General features: G+C 41.1%; 25 protein-coding genes. 21 read left to right on the top strand and 4 right to left on the bottom strand.

What is annotated here, in order from left to right; genetic code table 11:
- The first annotated feature begins 51 nt into the window (after positions 1 to 51).
- The 10 genes from WKI42_RS03170 to mnmG all read left to right on the top strand — a co-directional run bounded on the left by WKI42_RS03170 (position 52) and on the right by mnmG (position 11335).
- On the top strand, positions 52 to 639 hold the full coding sequence (locus WKI42_RS03170; RefSeq protein ID WP_368081161.1) for a hypothetical protein: 588 nt from the start codon (positions 52 to 54) through the stop codon (positions 637 to 639).
- 80 nt (positions 640 to 719) lie between these two features.
- A complete protein-coding gene (locus WKI42_RS03165; RefSeq protein ID WP_368081160.1) occupies positions 720 to 875 on the top strand; it encodes a hypothetical protein in 156 nt (51 codons plus the stop codon).
- Between the two features lie 49 nt (positions 876 to 924).
- Entirely contained in the window at positions 925 to 3033 is a 2109-nt protein-coding gene (locus tag WKI42_RS03160; protein ID WP_368081159.1) for a bacteriocin-associated integral membrane family protein, read from the top strand.
- Positions 3030 to 3671, top strand: a complete 642-nt coding sequence (locus WKI42_RS03155) for an ABC transporter ATP-binding protein (RefSeq protein ID WP_368081158.1) — start codon at positions 3030 to 3032, stop codon at positions 3669 to 3671. Before WKI42_RS03160 ends, WKI42_RS03155 begins: the two co-directional genes overlap by 4 nt.
- Positions 3672 to 3880: 209 nt before the next feature.
- A complete protein-coding gene (locus WKI42_RS03150) occupies positions 3881 to 4687 on the top strand; it encodes an ABC transporter substrate-binding protein (protein ID WP_001038472.1) in 807 nt (268 codons plus the stop codon).
- Between the two features lie 16 nt (positions 4688 to 4703).
- Positions 4704 to 5900 (top strand): argininosuccinate synthase, encoded by a 1197-nt coding sequence (locus tag WKI42_RS03145; RefSeq protein ID WP_368081157.1) that lies wholly within the window; start codon positions 4704 to 4706, stop codon positions 5898 to 5900.
- 28 nt (positions 5901 to 5928) lie between these two features.
- Entirely contained in the window at positions 5929 to 7320 is a 1392-nt protein-coding gene (argH, locus tag WKI42_RS03140; RefSeq protein ID WP_368081156.1) for an argininosuccinate lyase, read from the top strand.
- 374 nt (positions 7321 to 7694) lie between these two features.
- The gene (mnmA, locus tag WKI42_RS03135) at positions 7695 to 8816 is read left to right on the top strand and encodes a tRNA 2-thiouridine(34) synthase MnmA (RefSeq protein WP_262079943.1); all 1122 of its coding nucleotides are present in this window, start codon (positions 7695 to 7697) and stop codon (positions 8814 to 8816) included.
- Between the two features lie 140 nt (positions 8817 to 8956).
- The gene (locus WKI42_RS03130) at positions 8957 to 9412 is read left to right on the top strand and encodes an NUDIX hydrolase (RefSeq protein ID WP_368081155.1); all 456 of its coding nucleotides are present in this window, start codon (positions 8957 to 8959) and stop codon (positions 9410 to 9412) included.
- Between the two features lie 9 nt (positions 9413 to 9421).
- Positions 9422 to 11335 (top strand): tRNA uridine-5-carboxymethylaminomethyl(34) synthesis enzyme MnmG, encoded by a 1914-nt coding sequence (gene mnmG, locus WKI42_RS03125; RefSeq protein ID WP_368081154.1) that lies wholly within the window; start codon positions 9422 to 9424, stop codon positions 11333 to 11335.
- A 35-nt stretch (positions 11336 to 11370) separates the two neighbouring features.
- On the opposite strand, the gene rnjA is transcribed toward mnmG, so the two are convergent.
- Together rnjA and WKI42_RS03115 are read right to left on the bottom strand one after the other, a co-directional pair.
- Positions 11371 to 13050 carry a ribonuclease J1 gene (gene rnjA / locus WKI42_RS03120; protein WP_023945174.1) on the bottom strand — a complete coding sequence of 560 codons (1680 nt, stop codon included), beginning with the start codon at positions 13048 to 13050 and terminating at the stop codon, positions 11371 to 11373.
- 1 nt (position 13051) lies between these two features.
- Positions 13052 to 13285, bottom strand: coding sequence for a DNA-dependent RNA polymerase subunit epsilon (locus WKI42_RS03115; RefSeq protein ID WP_000639572.1), 234 nt, complete (start codon positions 13283 to 13285; stop codon positions 13052 to 13054).
- Between the two features lie 279 nt (positions 13286 to 13564).
- Here WKI42_RS03115 and WKI42_RS03110 point away from each other — a divergent pair, with 279 nt between their 5' ends.
- Positions 13565 to 13780: a hypothetical protein gene (locus WKI42_RS03110; protein WP_000282482.1), complete on the top strand. Its 216-nt coding sequence runs from the start codon at positions 13565 to 13567 to the stop codon at positions 13778 to 13780.
- A gap of 323 nt (positions 13781 to 14103) precedes the next feature.
- On the opposite strand, the gene cibB is transcribed toward WKI42_RS03110, so the two are convergent.
- Both cibB and cibA read right to left on the bottom strand, forming a co-directional pair.
- On the bottom strand, positions 14104 to 14256 hold the full coding sequence (cibB, locus tag WKI42_RS03105; RefSeq protein ID WP_000974044.1) for a fratricide two-peptide bacteriocin subunit CibB: 153 nt from the start codon (positions 14254 to 14256) through the stop codon (positions 14104 to 14106).
- Position 14257: 1 nt separating this feature from the next.
- The gene (gene cibA / locus WKI42_RS03100) at positions 14258 to 14443 is read right to left on the bottom strand and encodes a fratricide two-peptide bacteriocin subunit CibA (protein ID WP_000180841.1); all 186 of its coding nucleotides are present in this window, start codon (positions 14441 to 14443) and stop codon (positions 14258 to 14260) included.
- A gap of 177 nt (positions 14444 to 14620) precedes the next feature.
- On the opposite strand from cibA, the gene tsaB reads away from it, so the two are divergent.
- The 10 genes from tsaB to WKI42_RS03050 all read left to right on the top strand — a co-directional run.
- The gene (gene tsaB / locus WKI42_RS03095) at positions 14621 to 15304 is read left to right on the top strand and encodes a tRNA (adenosine(37)-N6)-threonylcarbamoyltransferase complex dimerization subunit type 1 TsaB (protein ID WP_050114688.1); all 684 of its coding nucleotides are present in this window, start codon (positions 14621 to 14623) and stop codon (positions 15302 to 15304) included.
- Complete coding sequence (gene rimI / locus WKI42_RS03090) at positions 15301 to 15738, top strand: ribosomal protein S18-alanine N-acetyltransferase (protein WP_368081153.1); 438 nt, start codon at positions 15301 to 15303, stop codon at positions 15736 to 15738. Before tsaB ends, rimI begins: the two co-directional genes overlap by 4 nt.
- Positions 15728 to 16738, top strand: a complete 1011-nt coding sequence (gene tsaD, locus WKI42_RS03085) for a tRNA (adenosine(37)-N6)-threonylcarbamoyltransferase complex transferase subunit TsaD (protein WP_020901820.1) — start codon at positions 15728 to 15730, stop codon at positions 16736 to 16738. The genes rimI and tsaD overlap by 11 nt, the downstream gene beginning before the upstream one ends.
- Before the next feature lie 103 nt (positions 16739 to 16841).
- Entirely contained in the window at positions 16842 to 17705 is an 864-nt protein-coding gene (locus WKI42_RS03080) for an Rgg/GadR/MutR family transcriptional regulator (RefSeq protein ID WP_020901821.1), read from the top strand.
- A 230-nt stretch (positions 17706 to 17935) separates the two neighbouring features.
- Positions 17936 to 18220 carry a bacteriocin immunity protein gene (locus WKI42_RS03075; protein WP_004254985.1) on the top strand — a complete coding sequence of 95 codons (285 nt, stop codon included), beginning with the start codon at positions 17936 to 17938 and terminating at the stop codon, positions 18218 to 18220.
- Between the two features lie 121 nt (positions 18221 to 18341).
- Positions 18342 to 19568 (top strand): MFS transporter, encoded by a 1227-nt coding sequence (locus tag WKI42_RS03070; RefSeq protein WP_004254988.1) that lies wholly within the window; start codon positions 18342 to 18344, stop codon positions 19566 to 19568.
- A gap of 183 nt (positions 19569 to 19751) precedes the next feature.
- Positions 19752 to 20339 carry a TetR/AcrR family transcriptional regulator gene (locus WKI42_RS03065; protein ID WP_084927996.1) on the top strand — a complete coding sequence of 196 codons (588 nt, stop codon included), beginning with the start codon at positions 19752 to 19754 and terminating at the stop codon, positions 20337 to 20339.
- Complete coding sequence (locus WKI42_RS03060; protein WP_000036821.1) at positions 20339 to 20851, top strand: HdeD family acid-resistance protein; 513 nt, start codon at positions 20339 to 20341, stop codon at positions 20849 to 20851. The genes WKI42_RS03065 and WKI42_RS03060 overlap by 1 nt, the downstream gene beginning before the upstream one ends.
- A 240-nt stretch (positions 20852 to 21091) precedes the next feature.
- A complete protein-coding gene (locus WKI42_RS03055) occupies positions 21092 to 21787 on the top strand; it encodes an AzlC family ABC transporter permease (RefSeq protein ID WP_201058517.1) in 696 nt (231 codons plus the stop codon).
- On the top strand, positions 21777 to 22099 hold a 323-nt coding region (locus WKI42_RS03050; protein WP_000253936.1), incomplete at its 3' end, for an AzlD domain-containing protein. The genes WKI42_RS03055 and WKI42_RS03050, both read left to right, overlap by 11 nt.

Below are 22099 nucleotides of genomic sequence, written 5' to 3'. Positions count from 1 at the left end.
AAATAAATAGGCCTCTGCTTTAAGTGGAGTAGTGAATCAGGAGGTTAAGTGATGAACTACAATGTAAAATATCTCTTATCAGGAATATTTATTATAGTCTTTATAGGTTTTCTAGTCTGGATGCGTTATTTTAATCAGAAGAAGGAAGAGGAGCATTCAGATGTGTCTTTTGAAGCGAGGTTAGATAGTGAAGTCAAGACCTTATATAAACAACTAGGATTGGGTGAGGAACCTAACTATTTCTTAGCTTATCGCTACTTACACCCTTGGTTTAATCTAGCGATTTTACCACCAACAGTTGAAATTTTCTTAACTAAAATAGCGCTGGTGATGGTAACTCCAGATGAACTACTGATAAGAAATCTTGGGAATGGGATGACTTTCACAAGTGAGCATCATCGTGATTTGCGGCAAGGACTTATCCGCATTCCAAAATCAGAGATGAAAGAATTTGAGATTCGTAACTGGAAAAAATTTTTTGTATTTGGCGATTTTTTGACAATTAAAACAAGCCAACATAGCTATTATTTGCAGGTTAGAGATGATGGACTTCAAAAAGGAAGTCTTTCAACCAAACATTTCTCAGATTTGAAACGACAAGATTTTCTAGGATTATTAACAGATAAACGGACATTTTGATTGACAATTGCCCTAGCGGCTTATTGTAAACTTTACAAATAAGCTGTAAATACTAGAATCCATTCAGAAAGGAAATTCCTATGAAAAATAAAATTTTAATCATTGTTTATATTTTAGCCTCGCTAATCATCAGTTTTGTAATCTTTTCACTTTTACATATTGATTTTAAATGGTGGATAACTTTGGCTATAAGTGCAGGATTTATTTACACCTATTTAAAATTTAGTAAAAAATAAAAAGTACCTGCACCTATCTCGCTTTCGTCTCTTCACGGGAGGTATCTCTATGAAAAAAATCAGTCATCTTTGTATGCTCCTGCTCTTGCTGTGTACTACGTTTTTTGTCCTGAATGTAAATGTTACACGTGAAATAGTGCGGATTCAGGAGATGGGCAAGACAACTTATTCATTTGACTTGTACTTGAAAGATGTCACTAAACCGACAGAAACGATTCTCCAATTTTTTGAAGAGGTTGCAAGTCAAGACAAGGTCTCTATTATCAAAGTAGATAATGGAGATGAGGCCGTCAAGGCTGGTGTTTTTGATAAGGAAACCTTCCCCTATCAGGAGTTCGGTCTGACTTCTCTTGATTTTTCAAAGAATGAGAAGGGAGTCTACAGCAACCAGGACCTTCCCAATAATCTAGGAACCATTCCCACCTTTTTAAAGGTAAAACTTATTCGACTCCAGACCTTTCAATCCTATATTGAGGATAAATCCCATACTGTAAATGGGCGCTACATGATTACCTCCAGCAAAGAGATAGATCGCGATACCATTCTACAAAAGTGGAGTGATTTTTTCCAGATAGATAAGACGATTTTATTAGAACCCACTTACCGAAGTCAGGTTGGAGTGCTAAATCAAGAGTTGTTACTATCTATCATTATCTTTATCTTGGCAATCTTGCTTGTGATTTTAATGACAGTTTATCAGCCGATGATGGAGATGAAACGAGTGGGGGTTCAAAAGTTACTTGGTTTTCAAAGCAGGGCGATTTTAGCTGGTTTTGTAAAGACTAATTTTTATCTTCTCTTGGGTGGAAGTCTTATTATTGACTTGGGACTATTTTTAGTGCTGGACTATAGACCAAAACTTTTGTTCCCAAGTTTACTCTTATCCCAATTTCTGCTTTTACAGTTGTATTTGTTCATCAGTTGGCTGACCTACCTGATGATTCAGAAAATGACAGTCAGTTCCATGTTGAAAGGTTTTTCATCTGTCAAACTTGGTCTCATTTTCAATTATGTGATGAAAATAGGGACAACTATTTTACTGACGGCCTTACTGATTGGGGTGGGCAAAAGTCTAGAACAAGAAAACAAAGAACTTGCTTATCAGCAACAGTGGGTAAGCCAAGGTAATTACCTGACCTTAGAAACCTTCAAACTCAATGATAATCTTTGGCAAGAAGAGCTAGCAGGTTCAGGGAAATCTACAGATTATTTCTACCAATTTTATCAAGATTTGCTAGCAAAAATACAAGTAAATTATGTGCGAAGTGCGAGTCTTCCTATCAAACCAGTCATCAAAGCAGAACAAGTGCAGCAGTACCAACTGCCTGATAAGGTAGATGTTTACTATGCTAATAGCAATTTTCTAAAGAGCAAGGGATTCAAGTTACCAGATACCAGCACTAAAAAAGTTATTTTGATGCCAGCCAGTGCCAAAGGACAAGAAGGCAAGAATCAGTTCTTGGGAAAATCCATCGCCTATCTTTCTCTGAGGTATGAAGATCAGCAAAAGCAAACAATAGAAGATATGGATGTAGAAATTGCCTACTATGAAGGAGATTGGTCTTTCTTCCCTTATAATAATGAGCGAAAGGAAAATCTCCACAATCCAATCATTAGTCTGGTAAATGATCAAGACATGATGTGGGAAGAAAAGACTCACTTGTCAACGACAGGTTTAAACAACCCGATGAAAGTTGAAAATACAGAACAAAATCAAAAAGTGATTACGGAGTTAGTTGATAACTTATCTGATGGTAGCTATTTAAAATTTTCATCGATTCAAGCAATTCAAGAGGGGATGGTTGATACCTATCGGGATTCTGTTCGTAATTTTAACGTTCTTTTTGCCTTATTTGCTCTTCTCAGTATGATTGTCTCCTACTTTTTACTCGTTACTACTTTCTTGTTGAAGCGCAGGGATATCATTACCAAGAAGTTTATGGGGTGGAAACTGGTCGATCGCTACCGCCCTCTCCTCGTTCTACTCTTGTTGGGCTATAGTCTGCCTCTTCTAGTCTTGATTTTCTTTGCCCATGCGCTCCTGCCACTTCTACTGTTTGCAGGTTTTACATGTTTGGATATACTATTTGTGCTAGCCTTGGCTTCTAGGATGGAGAAAAGAAGTCTAGTAGAGTTATTGAAAGGGGGCATCTTATGATTGAGTTGGAAAATATTACCAAAACCATTGGTGGAAAAGTGATTTTGGATCACTTGTCTCTCAGGATTGATCAGGGGGATTTAGTTGCCATCGTTGGAAAAAGTGGCAGTGGCAAGTCGACCTTGTTAAATTTATTAGGTTTGATAGATGGTGAATATAGCGGACGGTATGAGATTTTTGATCAGACAAATCTAGCGGTTAATTCTGCCAAGTCACAAACAATAATCCGTGAACATATCTCTTATCTGTTTCAAAATTTTGCCCTGATTGATGATGAAACGGTCGAGTACAATCTCATGCTGGCGCTGAAATATGTGAAATTGTCCAAGAAAGACAAGCTCAAAAAGGTGGAAGAGATTTTAGAGAGAGTAGGTTTGCCAGCTACTTTGCATCAAAAGGTCTCAGAGTTGTCTGGTGGTGAACAACAACGAATTGCAGTTGCTAGAGCCATTTTAAAACCCAGCCAGCTGATTTTAGCAGATGAACCGACAGGTTCGCTGGACCCTGAAAATAGAGATTTGGTCTTGAAGTTTCTCTTAGAGATGAATCGAGAGGGGAAAACAGTCATTATTGTGACCCACGATGCTTATGTAGCCCAACAATGTCATCGTATCATTGAATTGGGCAAGGGAAAATGAGTTCGTTCAGTCGCTTCTTTTAACTGACTGAATACTCATGTTTTTCAGAGAGAAATAGCATAAATACGCCTAGAAATGACATTTTTATGTAGTATTTCTAGGTTTTTTTGTTTTAAACTGAAAAAATTTTCAATTTAGGCTTGACAAACGATGAGGATAGTAGTATTATTTATACAACTAAAAAGAATAAACATAAAGGAGGCTTTGTTATGAATAAGATGAAGAAGGTGTTGATGACGATGTTTGGTTTAGTGATGCTCCCCCTACTATTTGCTTGTAGTAACAATCAATCGGCTGGAATTGAAGCCATCAAGTCCAAAGGGAAATTGGTTGTAGCCCTCAATCCAGATTTTGCTCCATTTGAATACCAAAAAGTGGTTGATGGGAAAAATCAGATTGTGGGTTCAGATATCGAATTAGCCAAGGCTATCGCAACAGAACTAGGTGTCGAATTGGAACTATCTCCCATGAGTTTTGACAATGTACTGGCTAGTGTTCAATCAGGAAAAGCCGATCTTGCCATATCTGGTGTTTCTAAGACAGATGAACGGAGCAAGGTGTTTGACTTTTCCATTCCCTACTATACTTCAAAAAATAAACTCATTGTCAAAAAATCTGACTTGGCCACTTATCAGTCTGTCAACGACTTAGCGCAGAAAAAGGTCGGAGCGCAGAAAGGTTCGATTCAAGAGACGATGGCGAAAGATTTGCTACAAAATTCTTCCCTCGTATCTCTGCCTAAAAATGGGAATTTAATTACAGATTTAAAATCAGGACAAGTGGATGCCGTTATTTTTGAAGAACCAGTTGCCAAGGGATTTGTGGAAAATAATCCTGATTTAGCAATCGCAGACCTCAATTTTGAAAAAGAGCAAGATGATTCCTACGCGGTCGCCATGAAAAAAGATAGCAAGGAATTGAAAGAAGCAGTTGATAAAACTATTCAAAAGTTGAAGGAGTCTGGAGAATTAGACAAACTCATTGAGGATGCCTTTAAAGCGTCCATTGAAAAATAGAAAGAAGGAAAAGAACATGAGTAAAGAAAAAGTAATTTTGGCCTATTCTGGCGGTTTGGATACATCGGTTGCTATTACCTGGTTAAAGAAAGACTATGATGTTGTTGCAGTTTGTATGGATGTGGGTGAAGGGAAAGACTTAGATTTCATCCATGATAAGGCTCTCAAGGTTGGGGCAGTCGAATCTTATGTCATTGATGTTAAGGACGAATTTGCTACAGATTATGTGCTAGTGGCTCTCCAGTCACATGCCTACTATGAACAAAAGTACCCTTTGGTATCTGCCTTGAGCCGCCCTCTTATTTCTAAAAAATTGGTTGAAATAGCGCATCAGACAGGAGCGACTACAATTGCTCATGGTTGTACAGGTAAGGGGAATGACCAAGTGCGTTTTGAAGTATCCATTGCAGCCTTGGATCCCAATCTAAAAGTGATTGCGCCAGTTCGTGAATGGAAATGGTCTCGGGAGGAAGAAATTCATTATGCCAAGGAAAATGGGGTACCTGTTCCTGCTGACCTTGACAATCCCTACTCTGTTGACCAAAATCTTTGGGGACGTGCCAATGAGTGTGGTATTTTGGAAAATCCATGGAATCAGGCTCCAGAAGAAGCCTTTGGCATCACAACTTCTCCAGAGGCGGCTCCAGATACGCCAGAATACATTGAAATTGAGTTTAGTAAAGGCGTTCCAGTTTCCCTCAATGGAGAAGTGTTAAAATTGGCAGATTTGATTCAAAAACTCAATGAAATAGCTGGAAAACATGGGGTTGGACGGATTGACCACGTGGAAAATCGCTTGGTGGGGATTAAATCAAGAGAAATCTATGAGTGCCCAGGGGCAGTGACTCTGCTGACAGCTCATAAGGAAATTGAGGACTTGACGCTTGTGAGAGAAGTGGCCCATTTTAAACCAATTATAGAAAATGAATTATCAAATCTCATTTATAATGCTTTGTGGTTTAGTCCAGCTACACAAGCCTTGATTGCTTATATTAAAGAAACTCAAAAAGTTGTCAATGGGACTGCAAAAGTTAAACTGTATAAGGGAAGCGCTCAGGTCGTGGCTCGGAAATCACCAAATTCACTTTACGATGAAAATTTGGCGACGTATACTAGTGCGGATACCTTTGACCAAGATGCGGCTGTTGGTTTTATTAAGTTGTGGGGACTTCCAACCAAGGTTCATTCTGAGGTTCAAAAAAGCGCCAAATAGGGCGATTGGATAGAGAGGTGGATGTGATATGGCTAAGAATACAAAATTATGGGGTGGTCGCTTTGAAGGTACTGTCGAAGACTGGGTAGAGCGCTTTGGTGCGAGTATATCTTTTGACCAGAAATTAGCTAAATTTGATGTGATTGGTTCTTTAGCCCACGTTCAGATGTTGGGTCAGACGGGTATTTTGAGTTTGAAGGAGTCAGAAAAGATTCAAGCAGGCTTGAAAGAGCTCCTAGAAGAGCTAGAGGCAGGTCGACTTGACTTTGATATCGCAAACGAAGATATTCACATGAATATGGAAGTATTGCTGACAGAAAAAATTGGTCCCCTTGCAGGGAAGTTACATACAGCTCGTTCTCGAAATGACCAAGTTGCGACAGATATGCACTTGTATCTCAAGGAACAACTAGGCCATGTCCTAGATAAACTGGCTCATCTCAAGGGTGTTTTATTAGACTTGGCGGAAAATCATGTAGAGACGATCATGCCGGGCTATACCCATCTGCAACATGCCCAGCCTATTAGTTTTGCCCACCACCTGATGGCTTACTACAATATGTTTCAAAGAGACAGTGAACGTTTTGAATTTAACCAGCAGCATACAGACCTATGCCCTCTAGGTGCGGCAGCTTTGGCAGGAACGACTTTCCCCATTGATCGCCAATTGTCTAGCGATTTGTTAGAGTTTAAGCAACCTTATACAAATTCTTTGGATGCTGTTAGTGACCGCGATTTTATCTTAGAATTTCTGTCTAATGCCAGCATACTCATGATGCATATGAGCCGTTTTTGTGAAGAAATGATCAATTGGTGTAGTTTTGAGTACCAATTTATTACCTTGTCAGATACGTTTACAACAGGTTCCTCTATTATGCCCCAAAAGAAAAATCCAGATATGGCTGAGTTGATTCGAGGAAAGACTGGTCGAGTTTATGGGAATCTGTTTGGACTATTGACAGTCATGAAGTCCTTGCCCTTAGCTTATAATAAGGATTTGCAAGAGGATAAGGAAGGGATGTTTGACACGGTCGAAACGATTTTAAATTCTTTGGATGTATTGACAGGTATGTTATCCAGCTTGCAGGTAAACAAGGAAAAAATGCAAGAATCTACAGAGAAGGATTTTTCAAATGCAACTGAGTTGGCAGATTATTTGGCAGGGAAAGGCTTGCCATTTAGAGAAGCTCATGAGGTTGTGGGAAGATTAGTGTTAGACTCTATCAAGTCTGCTAAAAATATTCAAGATTGGACTTTGGAGGAATTGCAAACCTATCATTCCCTCATTGCTGAGGATATTTATGTCTACTTGCAACCTAAAACTGCTGTTCAAAGACGAAATTCCTTGGGGGGTACAGGATTTGACCAAGTGAAATACCAGATTGCAGTTGCTAAGAAAGCGAATAAAGCTAGAAAGTGATAGATTGATAGGTTCAGAACAAGAGGTTGGTCGATTGACAGCCTCTTTCTTGTCTTCTCCAACCAAGCGTGTTATAATGAATACTGCTCAAGCGACCTTCAATCGTTAAAGCACACACGACCTTCAATCGTGAACTAGTCATTTCGTTTATCTTTTATTACGTCGTTAACTCGAAATGAGATGCAAGCTGAGCTTGTCTGATTTATAACCTCAATCAGTCTCCCAGACTGATTGAGCGAACTCAAGTTATGCCTGCGACTCGTTGCCTAGTCCTAAAAGCAAACGAAAAGACTATACTCGAAGAAATTCTATTGAAAGTCATAGTAAATAGAATTTTGAGGGGTATAAATAAACGAATAGATGGGAGACTTCTCATGAGTGATAACTCTAAAATACGTGTTGTTGTGGGGATGAGTGGTGGTGTTGATTCGTCGGTGACGGCTCTTCTTCTCAAGGAGCAGGGCTACGATGTGATCGGTATCTTCATGAAGAACTGGGATGACACAGATGAAAACGGCGTCTGTACGGCGACCGAAGATTACAAGGATGTGGCTGCGGTGGCAGACCAACTTGGCATTCCTTACTACTCTGTCAATTTTGAAAAAGAGTACTGGGACCGCGTTTTCGAGTATTTCCTAGCGGAATACCGTGCAGGGCGCACGCCCAATCCAGATGTTATGTGTAATAAGGAAATCAAGTTTAAGGCCTTTTTGGACTATGCTATGACCTTGGGGGCAGACTATGTGGCGACTGGCCATTATGCCCGAGTGGCGCGTGATGAGGACGGGACAGTTCACATGCTTCGTGGCGTGGACAATGGCAAGGATCAGACTTATTTCCTCAGCCAACTTTCGCAAGAACAACTCCAAAAAACCATGTTCCCTTTGGGACATTTGGAAAAGCCTGAAGTTCGCAGACTAGCAGAAGAAGCAGGCCTTGCGACTGCTAAGAAGAAAGACTCGACAGGGATTTGCTTTATCGGAGAAAAGAACTTTAAAAACTTTCTCAGCAACTACCTGCCAGCTCAGCCTGGTCGCATGATGACTGTGGATGGTCGCGATATGGGCGAGCATGCAGGACTTATGTACTATACAATCGGTCAGCGTGGCGGTCTCGGTATTGGTGGCCAACACGGCGGTGACAATGCTCCTTGGTTCGTTGTCGGAAAAGACCTAAGCAAGAATATCCTCTATGTCGGCCAAGGTTTCTACCATGATTCGCTCATGTCAACCAGCCTAGAGGCTAGTCAAGTCCACTTTACTCGTGAGATGCCAGAGGAGTTTACGCTCGAATGTACGGCTAAATTCCGCTACCGTCAGCCTGATTCTAAGGTGACCGTCCATGTCAAAGGAGATAAGGCAGAGGTCATCTTTGCGGAACCACAGCGCGCGATCACACCAGGACAGGCAGTTGTCTTTTACGATGGCGAAGAGTGTCTAGGTGGTGGTTTGATTGACAATGCTTACCGCGATGGACAAGTTTGTCAGTACATTTAGATTGACAAATTTTCTCAATTTGCTACAATAATAAAAGCAATAGAAATGATGGTCAAAGCTCATGGATGTTGCAGGCTTTTTTGTCCTGCACTTCTTTGGAGTTTTGACTGTTTTTGTGTCGTTTAAGGGAAAGGACAAGAATGATTCAACAAGACTTTCGGACAAAAGTAGACAATACGGTTTTTGGTGTTCGGGCGACAGCCTTGATTGTCCAAAATCGCAAGCTTCTAGTCACCAAAGATAAGGGTAAGTATTACACTATCGGCGGTGCGATTCAAGTCAATGAAAGCACGGAAGACGCGATAGTCCGCGAAGTGAGGGAAGAACTGGGTGTCAAAGCTCAAGCTGGACAGCTAGCTTTTGTGGTTGAAAATCGTTTTGAACAGGACGGTATTTCCTATCACAACGTTGAGTTTCATTATCTGGTGGACTTGCTTGAAGATGCCCCATTGACCATGCAGGAAGATGAGAAAAGGCAGCCCTGTGAATGGATTGACATAGACAAGCTTGAGTGTATCAATCTAGTTCCAGCCTTTTTAAAAACAGCCCTACCAGATTGGGACGGCCAACTAAGACACATTCATCTTGAGGAATAGGAGAGAAACATGACTTATCATTTTACTGAAGAATACGATATTATTGTAATTGGTGCGGGACACGCTGGGGTTGAGGCTTCCTTGGCTGCTAGTCGTATGGGTTGTAAGGTCTTGCTTGCGACCATCAACATTGAAATGCTGGCTTTCATGCCTTGTAACCCCTCTATCGGTGGTTCTGCCAAGGGGATCGTTGTGCGTGAAGTTGATGCCCTCGGTGGTGAAATGGCCAAAACCATTGACAAGACTTACATCCAGATGAAGATGCTCAATACAGGTAAGGGTCCTGCCGTTCGTGCCCTTCGTGCGCAGGCTGACAAGGAGCTTTACTCTAAGGAGATGCGCAAGACGGTTGAAAATCAAGAAAATCTGACTCTTCGTCAGACCATGATTGATGAGATTTTGGTTGAAGACGGCAAAGTTGTCGGTGTTCGTACAGCGACCCATCAAGAGTATGCTGCTAAGGCTGTTATCGTGACGACAGGGACGGCCCTCCGTGGGGAAATTATCATTGGAGATCTTAAGTATTCATCAGGTCCTAACCACAGCCTAGCTTCTATTAACCTTGCTGATAATCTCAAGGAATTGGGCCTCGAAATGGGTCGTTTCAAGACAGGAACCCCCCCACGTGTCAAGGCTTCTTCTATCAATTACGATGTGACCGAGATTCAGCCAGGAGACGAAGCGCCTAATCATTTCTCCTACACTTCACGTGATGAGGATTATGTCAAGGATCAGGTGCCATGCTGGTTGACCTATACCAATGGTACCAGTCATGAAATTATCCAAAATAACCTCCACCGTGCGCCTATGTTTACAGGTGTGGTCAAGGGAGTGGGGCCTCGTTACTGTCCATCGATTGAGGACAAGATTGTGCGCTTTGCGGACAAGGAACGCCACCAACTCTTCCTTGAGCCAGAAGGGCGCAATACAGAGGAAGTCTATGTCCAAGGACTTTCAACCAGTCTGCCTGAGGATGTCCAACGTGACTTGGTTCATTCTATCAAAGGTTTGGAAAATGCAGAGATGATGCGGACAGGTTATGCCATTGAGTATGATATGGTCTTGCCTCACCAGTTGCGTGCGACTCTGGAAACCAAGAAAATCTCCGGACTTTTCACTGCTGGTCAGACTAATGGAACGTCAGGTTACGAAGAGGCAGCAGGCCAAGGGATTATCGCTGGGATCAATGCGGCTCTGAAAATCCAAGGCAAGCCTGAATTGATTTTGAAGCGCAGTGACGGTTATATCGGGGTGATGATTGATGACTTGGTGACCAAGGGAACGATTGAGCCTTATCGCCTTTTGACCAGTCGTGCTGAATACCGCCTCATTCTCCGCCATGACAATGCTGATATGCGTTTGACTGAGATGGGCCGTGAGATTGGTCTTGTGGATGATGAACGCTGGACTCGCTTTGAAATCAAGAAAAATCAATTTGAAAATGAGATGAAACGCCTAGACAGCATCAAACTCAAGCCAGTCAAGGAAACCAATGCTAAGGTTGAGGAGATGGGCTTCAAGCCGTTGACAGATGCAGTGACAGCTAAGGAATTCCTTCGCCGTCCAGAAGTTTCTTACCAAGATGTGGTGGCCTTCATCGGACCAGCTGCAGAGGACTTGGATGACAAGATTATCGAATTGATTGAAACAGAAATCAAGTATGAAGGCTATATTTCCAAAGCCATGGACCAGGTTGCTAAGATGAAACGCATGGAAGAAAAACGCATTCCATCCAATATAGACTGGGATGACATTGATTCTATCGCAACGGAAGCCCGTCAGAAGTTCAAACTCATCAATCCAGAAACCATCGGCCAAGCCAGCCGTATTTCGGGAGTAAACCCAGCAGATATTTCTATTTTGATGGTGTATCTGGAAGGTAAAAATCGTAGTATTTCTAAAAATCAAGAAAAGAAAGCATAGAAAAAACAGCTCCTAAGACGGGGCTGTTTTATAATTTATTCTTCATCTGGTGTGAGGATCATCGGGATAATGATTGGTTCACGTTCTGTATTTTCATAGAGGAAGGGGCGAATAGCGTTGACAATGGCACCATTGACTGATTGCACGCTAGCGTCCTTGTTTTTCAGTGCGATACGAATTGCATTGAAGAGGATACGCTGGCTTTGGCGAATCAAGTCTCCAGACTCTCTCATGTAGACAAAGCCTCTGCTGAGGATGTCTGGGCCAGATAGAATCATCTGCGATTTGAAGTCAACAGTTGCGACTGCCAGAACGACACCGTCTTCAGATAGATCACGACGATCTTTGAGGACAGCTGCGCCGATTTCACCGATACGATTTCCATCGACATAGATATCTTGGGCGTTGAAATGACCTGCGATACGAGCAGAGTTAGCAGTAAGGGCAAGCACATCACCATTGCTCATGATAAAGATATTGTCCTTCTCAACACCAGTATCTACCGCTAGTCCAGCATGGACTTTTTGCATGCGGTATTCACCGTGGACAGGCATGAAGTATTTTGGCTTAATCAAGCGGAGCATGAGTTTTTGCTCTTGCTGGCCACCGTGTCCAGATGTATGGATATTATTCACTTTACCGTGGATAACTTCGACACCAGCTTCAGAAATGATGTTAATCAGCTTGTTGACGCTAGTCGTATTTCCAGGGATTGGACTAGAAGAGAAGATAACTGTATCACCTGGTTGGAGTTGTACCTGACGGTGGGTTCCGTTGGCGATACGAGAGAGGGCTGCCATCGGCTCACCCTGGCTACCTGTACAGAGGATCAGAATTTCTCCTGCAGGGTAGTCTTTGATTTCATTTGGCTCGATAAAGGTTCCCTTAGGAGCTTTGATGTAGCCAAGATCGATTCCGTTGACAATGGCCTTTTCCATAGAACGACCAAAGACAGCGATCTTGCGCCCAGTCTTAACAGCAGCTTCTGTTGCTTGTTGGAGACGGAAGATATTTGAGGCAAAGGATGCAAAGATGATACGTCCTTCAATACCTTGGATAATCTTCATAATGGACTGACCAACGACTTTTTCAGAGTTGGTAAAGGTTGGTACTTCCGCATTTGTCGAGTCAGACAGGAGACAGAGAACACCTTCTTCACCAAGGGCAGCCATACGGTGCAAATCTGCTGGTTCACCAACTGGTGTTAAGTCAAACTTGAAGTCACCCGTACAGACAATTTTCCCTTGAGGAGTATGAATGACAATCCCCAAAGGTTCTGGAATAGAGTGAGTCGTTCTAAAGAAAGTTGCCTTGAGATTTTTAAAGGTCAACTCAGTATTGTGGTTGATTTCGTAAAGTTTGGCGTTGCGCAAGAGGCCGTGTTCTTCGAGTTTCCCACGGATCAAAGCCAAGGCAAGCGGCCCAGCGTAGATAGGGACATTTGCTTGCTTGAGTAGGAATGGAATCCCACCGATGTGGTCCTCGTGTCCGTGTGTGATTAAGACAGCCTTGACGCGGTCGATATTGTCTACGATGTAAGAGTAGTCAGGAATGACATAGTCGATACCCAGCAAGTCATCTTCTGGGAATTTAATCCCAGCATCGACGATGATAATCTCATCTTGGTATTCAATTCCGTAAGTGTTTTTCCCGATTTCTCCCAGACCACCGATGGCAAAAACGCCGACTTCTTCAGGTTTAAGAGTATAGGCCATATTAGAACTCCGTAATTTCGAAGGCGCCAGTTTCTTTTTCGTAATCTAGCAATTTGTCAGACAAGAGTTCGATATATTCGATATTGTACTCTGGGCGATTTTCTTCGACAAGTTGGCGAGCAGCGATGCGGCCCTCAAGTTCTGAGCTGGCATCGATGTCTAGGTAAAGTGCGCGTGTTGTTTCACGACGTGGGCTACGTTCTTTTGTTTCTTGATAAAAAACTTTGTAAATCATATAGTTCCTTTCTATTTTACAGGTCAGCTTATTCCAAACTTTTAGCATAGATTTGCTTGATTTCATTCCATTTTGTGTCTAGATTGACCTTGATTCGTTACAATTATTTCAATTATACCACAAAATGAAAAATTAGTAAAAGACGGAAACGAGAAAGTCACAGGACGATTTGTCGAGTAAACGCTTGCAAAAAAACAAAAATGTGTTATATTGATAATGGAAGTGAAATTTATTGCTTGTCATAATTCCATATAGTTTTTAAGTCAAGGAGGTTGCCCTATGTATAACTTATTTGCTTTTGCTATCGGAGCTCGCTTGGTAGCTTTTATCGTTTTTGTTGCTTGTGTTTATGGAGGGAATCTTCTATTTGCCAAAATGGAACGACGACAAACTAAGTTCTTGTGGAAAATTACCTTTGTGACTCTCTACTCGCTTTTTCTCCTCCTCGTAACCTATGTCGTTTGGTTTGTATTTTACTTTGGATTAAATGCTTAGATGCCCTCCTCATGCTGGGGCATTTTTGTTTGGGGATGTAGAGATAGTAGATTTACGACAGGAAAATTCCACCCCATCTATCAAGATGAGGTGGTCTTTGCATTTTTCTAAAATGATATGACAATGGAATTTTCAGAGCTTATTAGTTTTATGTTAACGATTCTTCTGTTCAAAAATAGAGTTTACGCATAGAAATAAAACAATACAAACAGATAAATCGAATGGTAAAGGGATAGTAGTAATATTTAAATCATTGAGAATGCTGAGCAAACTGTAAGAGATGAAGACAATAAAATTTATCCTTCTAAAAATGTGTTTCTTATCTAGCATGACTTACCAAACTTTTTACGAAGGTCTTTTCCAATGGTATAACCTGCCATAAATAAAGCGATACCAACACCTACACCAAAGCCACCCTTTATTTCTTGCAATTCCTTATTAGAAATTTCACAATAGTTGTTCAAATCTTTCATCATATTAATCTCCTCCTAAAAAATAACCAGCTGCCAAACCAGAACCTATAAGTGCTGTTCCACCTGCAATAGCTTTCCAAGATACTGCTACTCCAAAGATAACCAAGGGAGCGAGACCGCCATCAATATCTGATAATTCATTTTCAGATAAGGATAAAAATTGATTGTCAAGAACGTCAAAATTTGTCATTGAACTTTCCTCCTTTTTTCTTGTTCACTTTTATATTCGTAAAAGAAAAGGAAAAGTGAACATTTTTTTAAATTATTTTTAGTTAAGTGAGGGCACTCTTGTTTAGGGATAAAGAAAATTCCCATGTGCCAGCTTTTGTAGTATAATAGTAAGCAGACAAAAAGATAGGAATGTGTTATGAAAGTATTAGCTTTTGATACGTCCAGCAAGGCTCTTTCTCTCGCTATTTTAGAGGACAAGCAGGTTCTTGCCGAGACGACGATTAATATTAAGAAAAATCACAGTATTACCCTCATGCCTGCCATTGATTTTTTGATGGCAAGTTTGGATTGGACGCCCAAGGATTTGGACCGAATCGTGGTGGCGGAAGGGCCAGGTAGTTACACAGGTTTGCGAATTGCGGTCGCAACTGCCAAGACTTTGGCTCATACTCTGAACATTGAGTTAGTTGGTATGTCTAGCCTCTTGGCTCTGGTGCCCTACCAACAAGAAGGTCTCTTCGTCCCCTTGATGGATGCGCGTCGCAACAATGTTTATGCAGGATTTTATGAAAATGCTCAGCCTGTCATGCCAGAAGCACACCTGCCTTTTGAGCGAGTGATTGAGTTAATCAAGGGGGCTAGTCAGGTAACCTTTGTCGGAGAAGTTGGCCCCTTTGTTGAGCAGATTCAAGAACACTTGCCAAGGACTAATTATAAAGAAACATTGCCTAATGCAGCCAATCTAGCTCTTTTGGCTTGGGACAAGGAAGCAGACTCCTTGCACGACTTTGTGCCTAACTACCTCAAACGTGTCGAGGCTGAGGAGAACTGGCTCAAGAACCACACCGAGTCTGGTGAGTCTTACATTAAACGCCTATGATAGAAATTAAACGAATCCAACAGCAGCCTGACTTGGCTCAAACCATCTACGCTGTCATGGCAGCTGTTTACCCAGTCAGTCCTTGGATGCTGGAACAAATCCAAGCAGACCTGGCTCAAGACCAGACTTGGTATGCTCTGGCTTATGATGGGGCAGAAGTGATTGGATTTCTAGCTGTGCAGGAAAATATCTTTGAGGCAGAAGTCTTGCAAATCGCTGTTAAAGGAGCCTATCAGGGTCAGGGAATTGCATCAGCCTTGTTTGCTCAATTGCCGACAGACAAGGAGATTTTCCTCGAAGTCAGAAAGTCAAATCACCGAGCACAAGCATTTTACAAGAAAGAAAAGATGGCAGTCATCGCTGAGCGAAAGGCCTACTACCATGACCCAGTCGAGGATGCCATTATCATGAAGAGAGAAATAGATGAAGGATAGATATATTTTAGCATTTGAGACATCCTGTGATGAGACCAGTGTCGCCGTCTTGAAAAACGACGATGAGCTCTTGTCTAATGTCATTGCTAGTCAAATTGAGAGCCACAAACGTTTTGGGGGCGTAGTGCCAGAAGTAGCCAGTCGTCACCATGTCGAGGTCATTACAGCCTGCATCGAGGAGGCGTTGGCAGAAGCAGGGATTACCGAAGACGATGTAACAGCTGTGGCGGTTACCTATGGACCTGGCTTGGTGGGAGCTTTACTAGTTGGTTTATCAGCTGCTAAGGCCTTTGCTTGGGCACATGGACTTCCGCTGATTCCCGTTAACCACATGGCTGGTCACCTTATGGCAGCTCAGAGCGTGGAGCCTTTGGAGTTTCCCTTGCTAGCCCTCTTGGTCAGCGGTGGACACACAGAGTTGGTTTATGTTTCGGAGGCTGGTGATTACAAGATTGTTGGAGAAACGCGAGATGATGCGGTTGGTGAGGCCTATGATAAGGTCGGCCGTGTCATGGGCTTGACCTATCCTGCCGGTCGTGAGATTGACGAGCTGGCTCATCAGGGGCAGGATATTTATGACTTTCCTCGTGCCATGATTAAGGAAGATAATCTGGAGTTTTCATTCTCAGGTTTGAAATCTGCCTTTATCAATCTTCACCATAATGCCGAGCAAAAGGGAGAAAGTCTGTCTACAGAGGACTTGTGTGCATCCTTCCAAGCAGCTGTCCTGGATATTCTCATGGCAAAAACTAAGAAGGCTTTGGAGAAATACCCTGTTAAAACTCTAGTCGTGGCAGGTGGTGTGGCAGCCAATAAAGGTCTCAGAGAACGCCTAGCAACCGAAATCGCAGATGTCAAGGTCATCATTCCACCTCTGCGCCTCTGCGGAGACAATGCAGGTATGATTGCCTATGCCAGCGTCAGCGAATGGAACAAAGAAAACTTTGCAAGCTTGGACCTCAATGCCAAACCAAGTCTCGCTTTTGATACCATGGAATAAAGAGTCAGCTTAGGGCTGGCTTTTTTGCTCTCTTAAATGTCAGAATATTTTGACAAATAATTGTGAATAATGATATACTATATAAAAAATAGGAGGTGGTGAGATGATTGAGAGAATGGAGTTGGGAGAATTTTACAAGGAATTACGTTTGGCGAGAAAGCTCAAGCAGTCAGATGTGGCTTGTGCTGGTCTAACAGCCTCTCAGTTGTCCAAGTTTGAACTAGGGCAGTCTATGCTATCTGCGGATAAGTTGATCCTAGCCATCCAAGGGATCAATATGAATTTTGATGAGTTTGGTCATAAGCTAAACAATTATCAAGAATCCCTACATATGCAGATTGGTAGAAAGGTTGTGGATCGCTTTGCCCACCAAGATATAGCTGGTTTAGAGCAACTGTTGGAGGAAGTCGAGCAAGAACAGATGGCAGAGACCTATCGTCGTTTGAATGCCATTGTAATTAAAAACGCACTCCATTCCTTAAATAAGAACTATCCATTAGTAAAAGAAGATAGCGAGTTTTTGACTATCTATCTCTATGCTATTGAGTCTTGGACCTGGTTTGAACTCTATCTCTTTTGCAATACCATGCCCTTCTTGAGCAATCAAGATTTGATATTTTTATCGACCGCTTTAATTGAGAAATCTAGGGAATTTAAAGAGTTGGTACATAATCGATTGTATATGAAAAGTGGATTTCTGAATATTATATCAGAACTCATGGAGCGTAAACTTTTCTCTTATATCCCAATTTTTGAAGCTGAGCTAGAGAGCATGCTTCGTCCATACGATGTTTTTGAAAAAGTATTGTGGCAGTTTTTAAAGAAAATGAAGATTTTCCTTCAAACCAAAGGAAGCAATCAAAAAGAGATTGAAAGATTTATCCAATCTCTGCAAGTATTAGAAAATCCACAATTGCTAGCCCTCTTCGAATTGCGTTTGAAGCAATACAAAGAACTTATTGAGTAGTCAACAATTGCAAATCTGAAATTTCTATAAGAAAAAATATCAAATATGCGATTTTCTAAAATAAGCTAATTTTCGTGTTATACTATCCTTGTAAAGCACTTCAAGCAGATCCTAAGTCGCAGAAGTGGTTTATAGATGGGAATTCGTACAGTATATGTTTAATTATGAGCATACTGTAAATGGCTGGACTAAAAGTGAAACTTGGCGTCCTAGATAAAATGAGGTAAACGATGGAAAAACAAAGTCAGTTACAAATGTTAATTCATTCCCTATACAATAATAAAGAAATTAGCTTGACGGAAGAATTTAGGAAGCAATTGCTGGAAACAGCAAAACAGTTCTCTAGTACTAATGAAGATTTGTTAGCTGTACGTCTTTCTTTTGCCGTCTCTAAAGAATTGTTGAGCTTTAAAGGTGAACCGCCGACAGAGTTGTTGGATTTAGCAAAATTTGTCCAAAAGAAAGAAGCTAAATACAAGCAGGGAATAGTGTGGTCTGGTATTTTTAAGATATGATTTATTATAAAATACGGCATGAACATCATATAATGGATGAATCTGAATATGAGCAAGGCTTGGAGTTCAATATTAAACCAAGTCTTGTTTTCTATACACTGGAACTTTAAAAGGAGTTGTGATGAAAGTATTTCTTCAAAATAGAAATTTTAGGCAATTAACCATCAACCAGTGGATTTCAACGGTTGGGGATACGATTTTTTATCTGGCCTTTTTGAATTATGTGGCAGATGCATCTTTTGCCCCTTTGGCGATTTTACTGATCACGATTTCAGAAACCCTTCCTCAAGTTCTGCAAATCTTTCTGGGAGTTTTGGCGGATTTTCAACATCATCGTGTCCTAAAATATACAATGATTAGTTTTGCAAAATTTTTGCTTTACTCTATCGTTTCTTTATCACTTTCAGGGCAGTCCTTTTCCTTGTTATTAGTAGCATTTATTTGTCTGATTAACCTCTTATCTGACACATTGAGTTATTTTTCAGGCGCCATGCTCACTCCGATTTTCATTAGAATTATTGGGCAAGACCATCTGGCAGAAGCTATTGGATTTAAACAGTCAACTGTTAGTTTAGTGAAAACAATCAGTAATATTCTAGGAGGAGTCTTACTAGGTATTCTATCTATCCAGTCTATTTCCTTACTGAATGCTCTGACCTTTTTAATCGCATTTTTAGGTATTCTTTTCATAAAAACAGACCTCTTGAAAGTAGAAAAAACGATTAGCTATCAAGAAGGACTCTCTGTAAAATCCTTTTGCCAGCATCTGCTCCAATCATCAAAATTGATATGGAATATGAATAAGGTGCTCTTGGTTTTGTTTATTATCTCTATTAGTCAAGCAGTGATAAATGTTACAGTTCCTGTTTCTACTCTGTTTTTGAGGAATCAGCCCTTTTTGAATTTACAAACAGGTCAATCTCTTGCCTTGTTATCCACCCTTGAATTGTCAGCCCTTATTGTCGGAAGCCTTGTGAGTGGCTATCTGAAGAATACAATCTCCATAAAACTAGCCCTATATGCCTCGCTTATTATCCAATTACTCCTTTTAGTTGGCTTTGTGGCAGTTCGTTTTGACTGGATTCTTATCTTTAGTGCCTTGGATGCCTTTTTCGCAGGTATCCTCTCTCCTCGATTACAGGAACTCATTTTTAAACAAATACCTGAGGAGTCAATGGGAGCAGTTCAATCCTCTATCGGTGCCATTACAGTTGTTTTACCTAGCTTATTTACAATAGCTTTGGTAACCATTGCTACTAGCTTTGGAACTCTGGCAGTTAGCTTTGTTTTATTGCTATTTCTTCTAGCTGCCTTTATCATACTCTTGAATATCCGTGAAAACATTTAGCGAAGAATGTGTATATTATATGTTTGAGACTGGATTCCAGTCTGTTTATGATGGCTACAATCAGCAGACTGTTAAATTTTTGAGAAAGTTGCTTGACATTTCAGACCAATCGGTTTATAATTAAAAAATGTAGAGATAAATACATGAGAAAAGAAGAAAAAAACAAGACTACGAAGAGAGAAAATCATTACCGCTGCTTTGTTTGAATTTGCTACAAAAGGCTATCAAGGTTTTGTCATCAATGAACTTTGTAAAGTGGATGGTATTTCCAAAGGAGTTTTGTATCATAATTTTTCAGGGAAATCAGACCTCTATCTAACTTGTTTTCAGGAGAGTTTTGAGAAAGCTTTGGCAGTGTTTCTGGGGGTGGAAGGTCAAGTGCCCTCCTTAGCTGATTATATGGAAAGACGTCACCAATTTTATCAGCAATACCCAGAACATAGCCACATTTTCTTTGAGGCAATGATTGCGACACCAGAAGAATTGGAAGCAGACATTGCACCACAGAAAGCTATCTTTTTGGACTTGAATGAACAAGTTTGTCAAAAACTTATATCAGAATCCAAACTGAAAGAGCATATTGATGAGAAACGAGCTATGGACTATCTGCGATTGATTCAGGATATGTTTCGTTCCTATTATTTAACTGTTTCGTCAGATAGCAGTTTGCCTGACTTGGTTTCAGGATATGAACATCAATTATCACAGGTTTTGGATATGATGATTTATGGAATACTAGAGGAAGATTCCTCTAAAAAAGGAGAAAAATAATGTCGAAAATTTGGAAATGGTTGTTACTAATTGCGGGTATTTTTGCAGTTTTTGTAGGTTTTAATATGTTTGCACATCCTCTTATTAGCTTGGCTTCCATGACTTTCTGGTTTGCACTTGTATTTGCAGTTCAAGGGATTTCTGAGATTGTACAATACTTCAAATCAGAAGAAAAGCATGGCTGGAATTTATTTGGAGGAATTGTTACCCTCATCCTCGCTCTTACCTTGTTCTCAGGTAGCTTTATTGAAATGGTAACATTTGTACCATTTATCATTTCTTTATGGGCCTTGACAAATGGTATTACAAAAACTATCGTTGGTTTCAAGGTTCGTAAGACGGATAAATCGGTAGGTACCCCTCTAGTTTGGATGGGGATTTTAGGAATCGTAGCAGGTTTAATCATGATGGGACACCCATTGATGACCGGTCTCTATATTAGTTACACCATTGCCTTTGTCTTTATTTATCAAGGTATTGTGGCAATTGTTCAATTCTTCAAGATTAAATAAGAATAAAATGGAGTCTGTCTGATTACAATCAGCAGACTTTTTTCTCTTTCCTGAATGTGTTATAATAGTCCATGCTGTGGCTGGAACAGATTCAGCCTACTTATACTCTTCGAAAATCTCTTCAAACCGCGTCAGCTTCTATCTGTAACATCAAAACAATGTTTTGAGCAACCTGCGACTAGCTTCCTAGTTTGATCTTTGATTTTCATTGAGTATTATTAAGACAATACGAGGAGAAAGATGAAAGAAAAAGGATTTTGGGAGGGGGCGCAGGCAGCCATGCCAACGGCCCTTGGTTATATCAGTATCGGACTGGCCTGTGGGATTATTGGTGCGCCCTATGTGACACCTGTTGAGATGGGCTTAATGAGCCTCTTTGTTTATGCTGGGAGCGCGCAGTTTGCCATGTTGGCCTTGATTGCGGTTCAGGCGCCCGTGGCAGCTATTGCCATGACGGTTTTTCTGATCAATTTGCGTCTCTTTTTGCTGAGCTTGCATGCATCGACCTATTTCCGTCATACCAGTCTCTGGCAAAATATTGGTATGTCTAGTCTCTTGACAGATGAGACTTATGGTGTTTTGATGGGCGAATTGGCCCATACAGACAAGGTCAATCCTATGTGGATGCATGGAAACAATCTCAACAGCTATGTGGCTTGGTTTGTGGGAACAGTGGTCGGAACGGCTCTGGGTGGTCTGCTACCAAATCCAGAAATCTTTGGGCTAGACTTTGCTTTGGTTGGGATGTTTATCGGAATTTTTGCTTCGCAATTCCAGATTATGCAAAGACGGATTCCAGTCCGCAATCTGCTCATTATCCTAGCAGTTGTTGCGGTATCCTTCTTTTTACTCTTGACAGTGGTGTCTCAGTCTCTAGCTGTTCTGTTTGCGACGCTACTTGGTTGTAGCATGGGGGTGGTGTTAGATGGTCAGTAAGTATCTTTTGTTAGCAGTTATTTTCTCTGGCTTGGTGACGTGGATTCCCCGTATGATTCCCTTCATCTTGGTCAAGTATAAGGGCTTGCCTGCTATCGTTGAGCGTTTTTTGAAATTCTTGCCCGTTTCTATTATCTTTGCCTTGATTCTGTCAAGCGTAGTGACAGGTAAGGTTGGGAGCCTTCCTCAAATCAAATGGCTGGATTTCTTAGCAGTCTTTCCAACAGCTTGGGTAGCCTTTCGTTATCGCAATCTAGTCGGAACAGTTCTCTTTGGAGTGGTCTTAATTGCAGTCTTGCGTTTGGTCTTTTA

The organism is Streptococcus pseudopneumoniae (genome assembly GCF_038148935.1).
Taxonomy (GTDB): Bacteria; Bacillota; Bacilli; order Lactobacillales; family Streptococcaceae; genus Streptococcus; species Streptococcus pseudopneumoniae_U.
Note: the sequence above shows the minus strand (reverse complement) of the source record. Positions and strands in the feature narration are given on the sequence as shown.

Coding starts and splice junctions, on each gene's coding strand:
- mnmG (WP_368081154.1), top strand. CDS start 9,422: ATGACTTATCATTTTACTGAAGAATACGATATTATTGTAATTGGTGCG.
- tsaB (WP_050114688.1), top strand. CDS start 14,621: ATGAAAGTATTAGCTTTTGATACGTCCAGCAAGGCTCTTTCTCTCGCT.
- cibA (WP_000180841.1), bottom strand. CDS start 14,443: ATGACAAATTTTGACGTTCTTGACAATCAATTTTTATCCTTATCTGAA.
- tsaD (WP_020901820.1), top strand. CDS start 15,728: ATGAAGGATAGATATATTTTAGCATTTGAGACATCCTGTGATGAGACC.
- WKI42_RS03060 (WP_000036821.1), top strand. CDS start 20,339: ATGTCGAAAATTTGGAAATGGTTGTTACTAATTGCGGGTATTTTTGCA.
- WKI42_RS03145 (WP_368081157.1), top strand. CDS start 4,704: ATGAGTAAAGAAAAAGTAATTTTGGCCTATTCTGGCGGTTTGGATACA.
- WKI42_RS03070 (WP_004254988.1), top strand. CDS start 18,342: ATGAAAGTATTTCTTCAAAATAGAAATTTTAGGCAATTAACCATCAAC.
- WKI42_RS03055 (WP_201058517.1), top strand. CDS start 21,092: ATGAAAGAAAAAGGATTTTGGGAGGGGGCGCAGGCAGCCATGCCAACG.
- cibB (WP_000974044.1), bottom strand. CDS start 14,256: ATGATGAAAGATTTGAACAACTATTGTGAAATTTCTAATAAGGAATTG.
- WKI42_RS03160 (WP_368081159.1), top strand. CDS start 925: ATGAAAAAAATCAGTCATCTTTGTATGCTCCTGCTCTTGCTGTGTACT.
- WKI42_RS03150 (WP_001038472.1), top strand. CDS start 3,881: ATGAATAAGATGAAGAAGGTGTTGATGACGATGTTTGGTTTAGTGATG.
- WKI42_RS03170 (WP_368081161.1), top strand. CDS start 52: ATGAACTACAATGTAAAATATCTCTTATCAGGAATATTTATTATAGTC.
- rimI (WP_368081153.1), top strand. CDS start 15,301: ATGATAGAAATTAAACGAATCCAACAGCAGCCTGACTTGGCTCAAACC.
- WKI42_RS03115 (WP_000639572.1), bottom strand. CDS start 13,285: ATGATTTACAAAGTTTTTTATCAAGAAACAAAAGAACGTAGCCCACGT.
- WKI42_RS03110 (WP_000282482.1), top strand. CDS start 13,565: ATGTATAACTTATTTGCTTTTGCTATCGGAGCTCGCTTGGTAGCTTTT.
- WKI42_RS03165 (WP_368081160.1), top strand. CDS start 720: ATGAAAAATAAAATTTTAATCATTGTTTATATTTTAGCCTCGCTAATC.
- mnmA (WP_262079943.1), top strand. CDS start 7,695: ATGAGTGATAACTCTAAAATACGTGTTGTTGTGGGGATGAGTGGTGGT.
- WKI42_RS03130 (WP_368081155.1), top strand. CDS start 8,957: ATGATTCAACAAGACTTTCGGACAAAAGTAGACAATACGGTTTTTGGT.
- rnjA (WP_023945174.1), bottom strand. CDS start 13,050: ATGGCCTATACTCTTAAACCTGAAGAAGTCGGCGTTTTTGCCATCGGT.
- WKI42_RS03080 (WP_020901821.1), top strand. CDS start 16,842: ATGATTGAGAGAATGGAGTTGGGAGAATTTTACAAGGAATTACGTTTG.
- WKI42_RS03075 (WP_004254985.1), top strand. CDS start 17,936: ATGGAAAAACAAAGTCAGTTACAAATGTTAATTCATTCCCTATACAAT.
- argH (WP_368081156.1), top strand. CDS start 5,929: ATGGCTAAGAATACAAAATTATGGGGTGGTCGCTTTGAAGGTACTGTC.
- WKI42_RS03155 (WP_368081158.1), top strand. CDS start 3,030: ATGATTGAGTTGGAAAATATTACCAAAACCATTGGTGGAAAAGTGATT.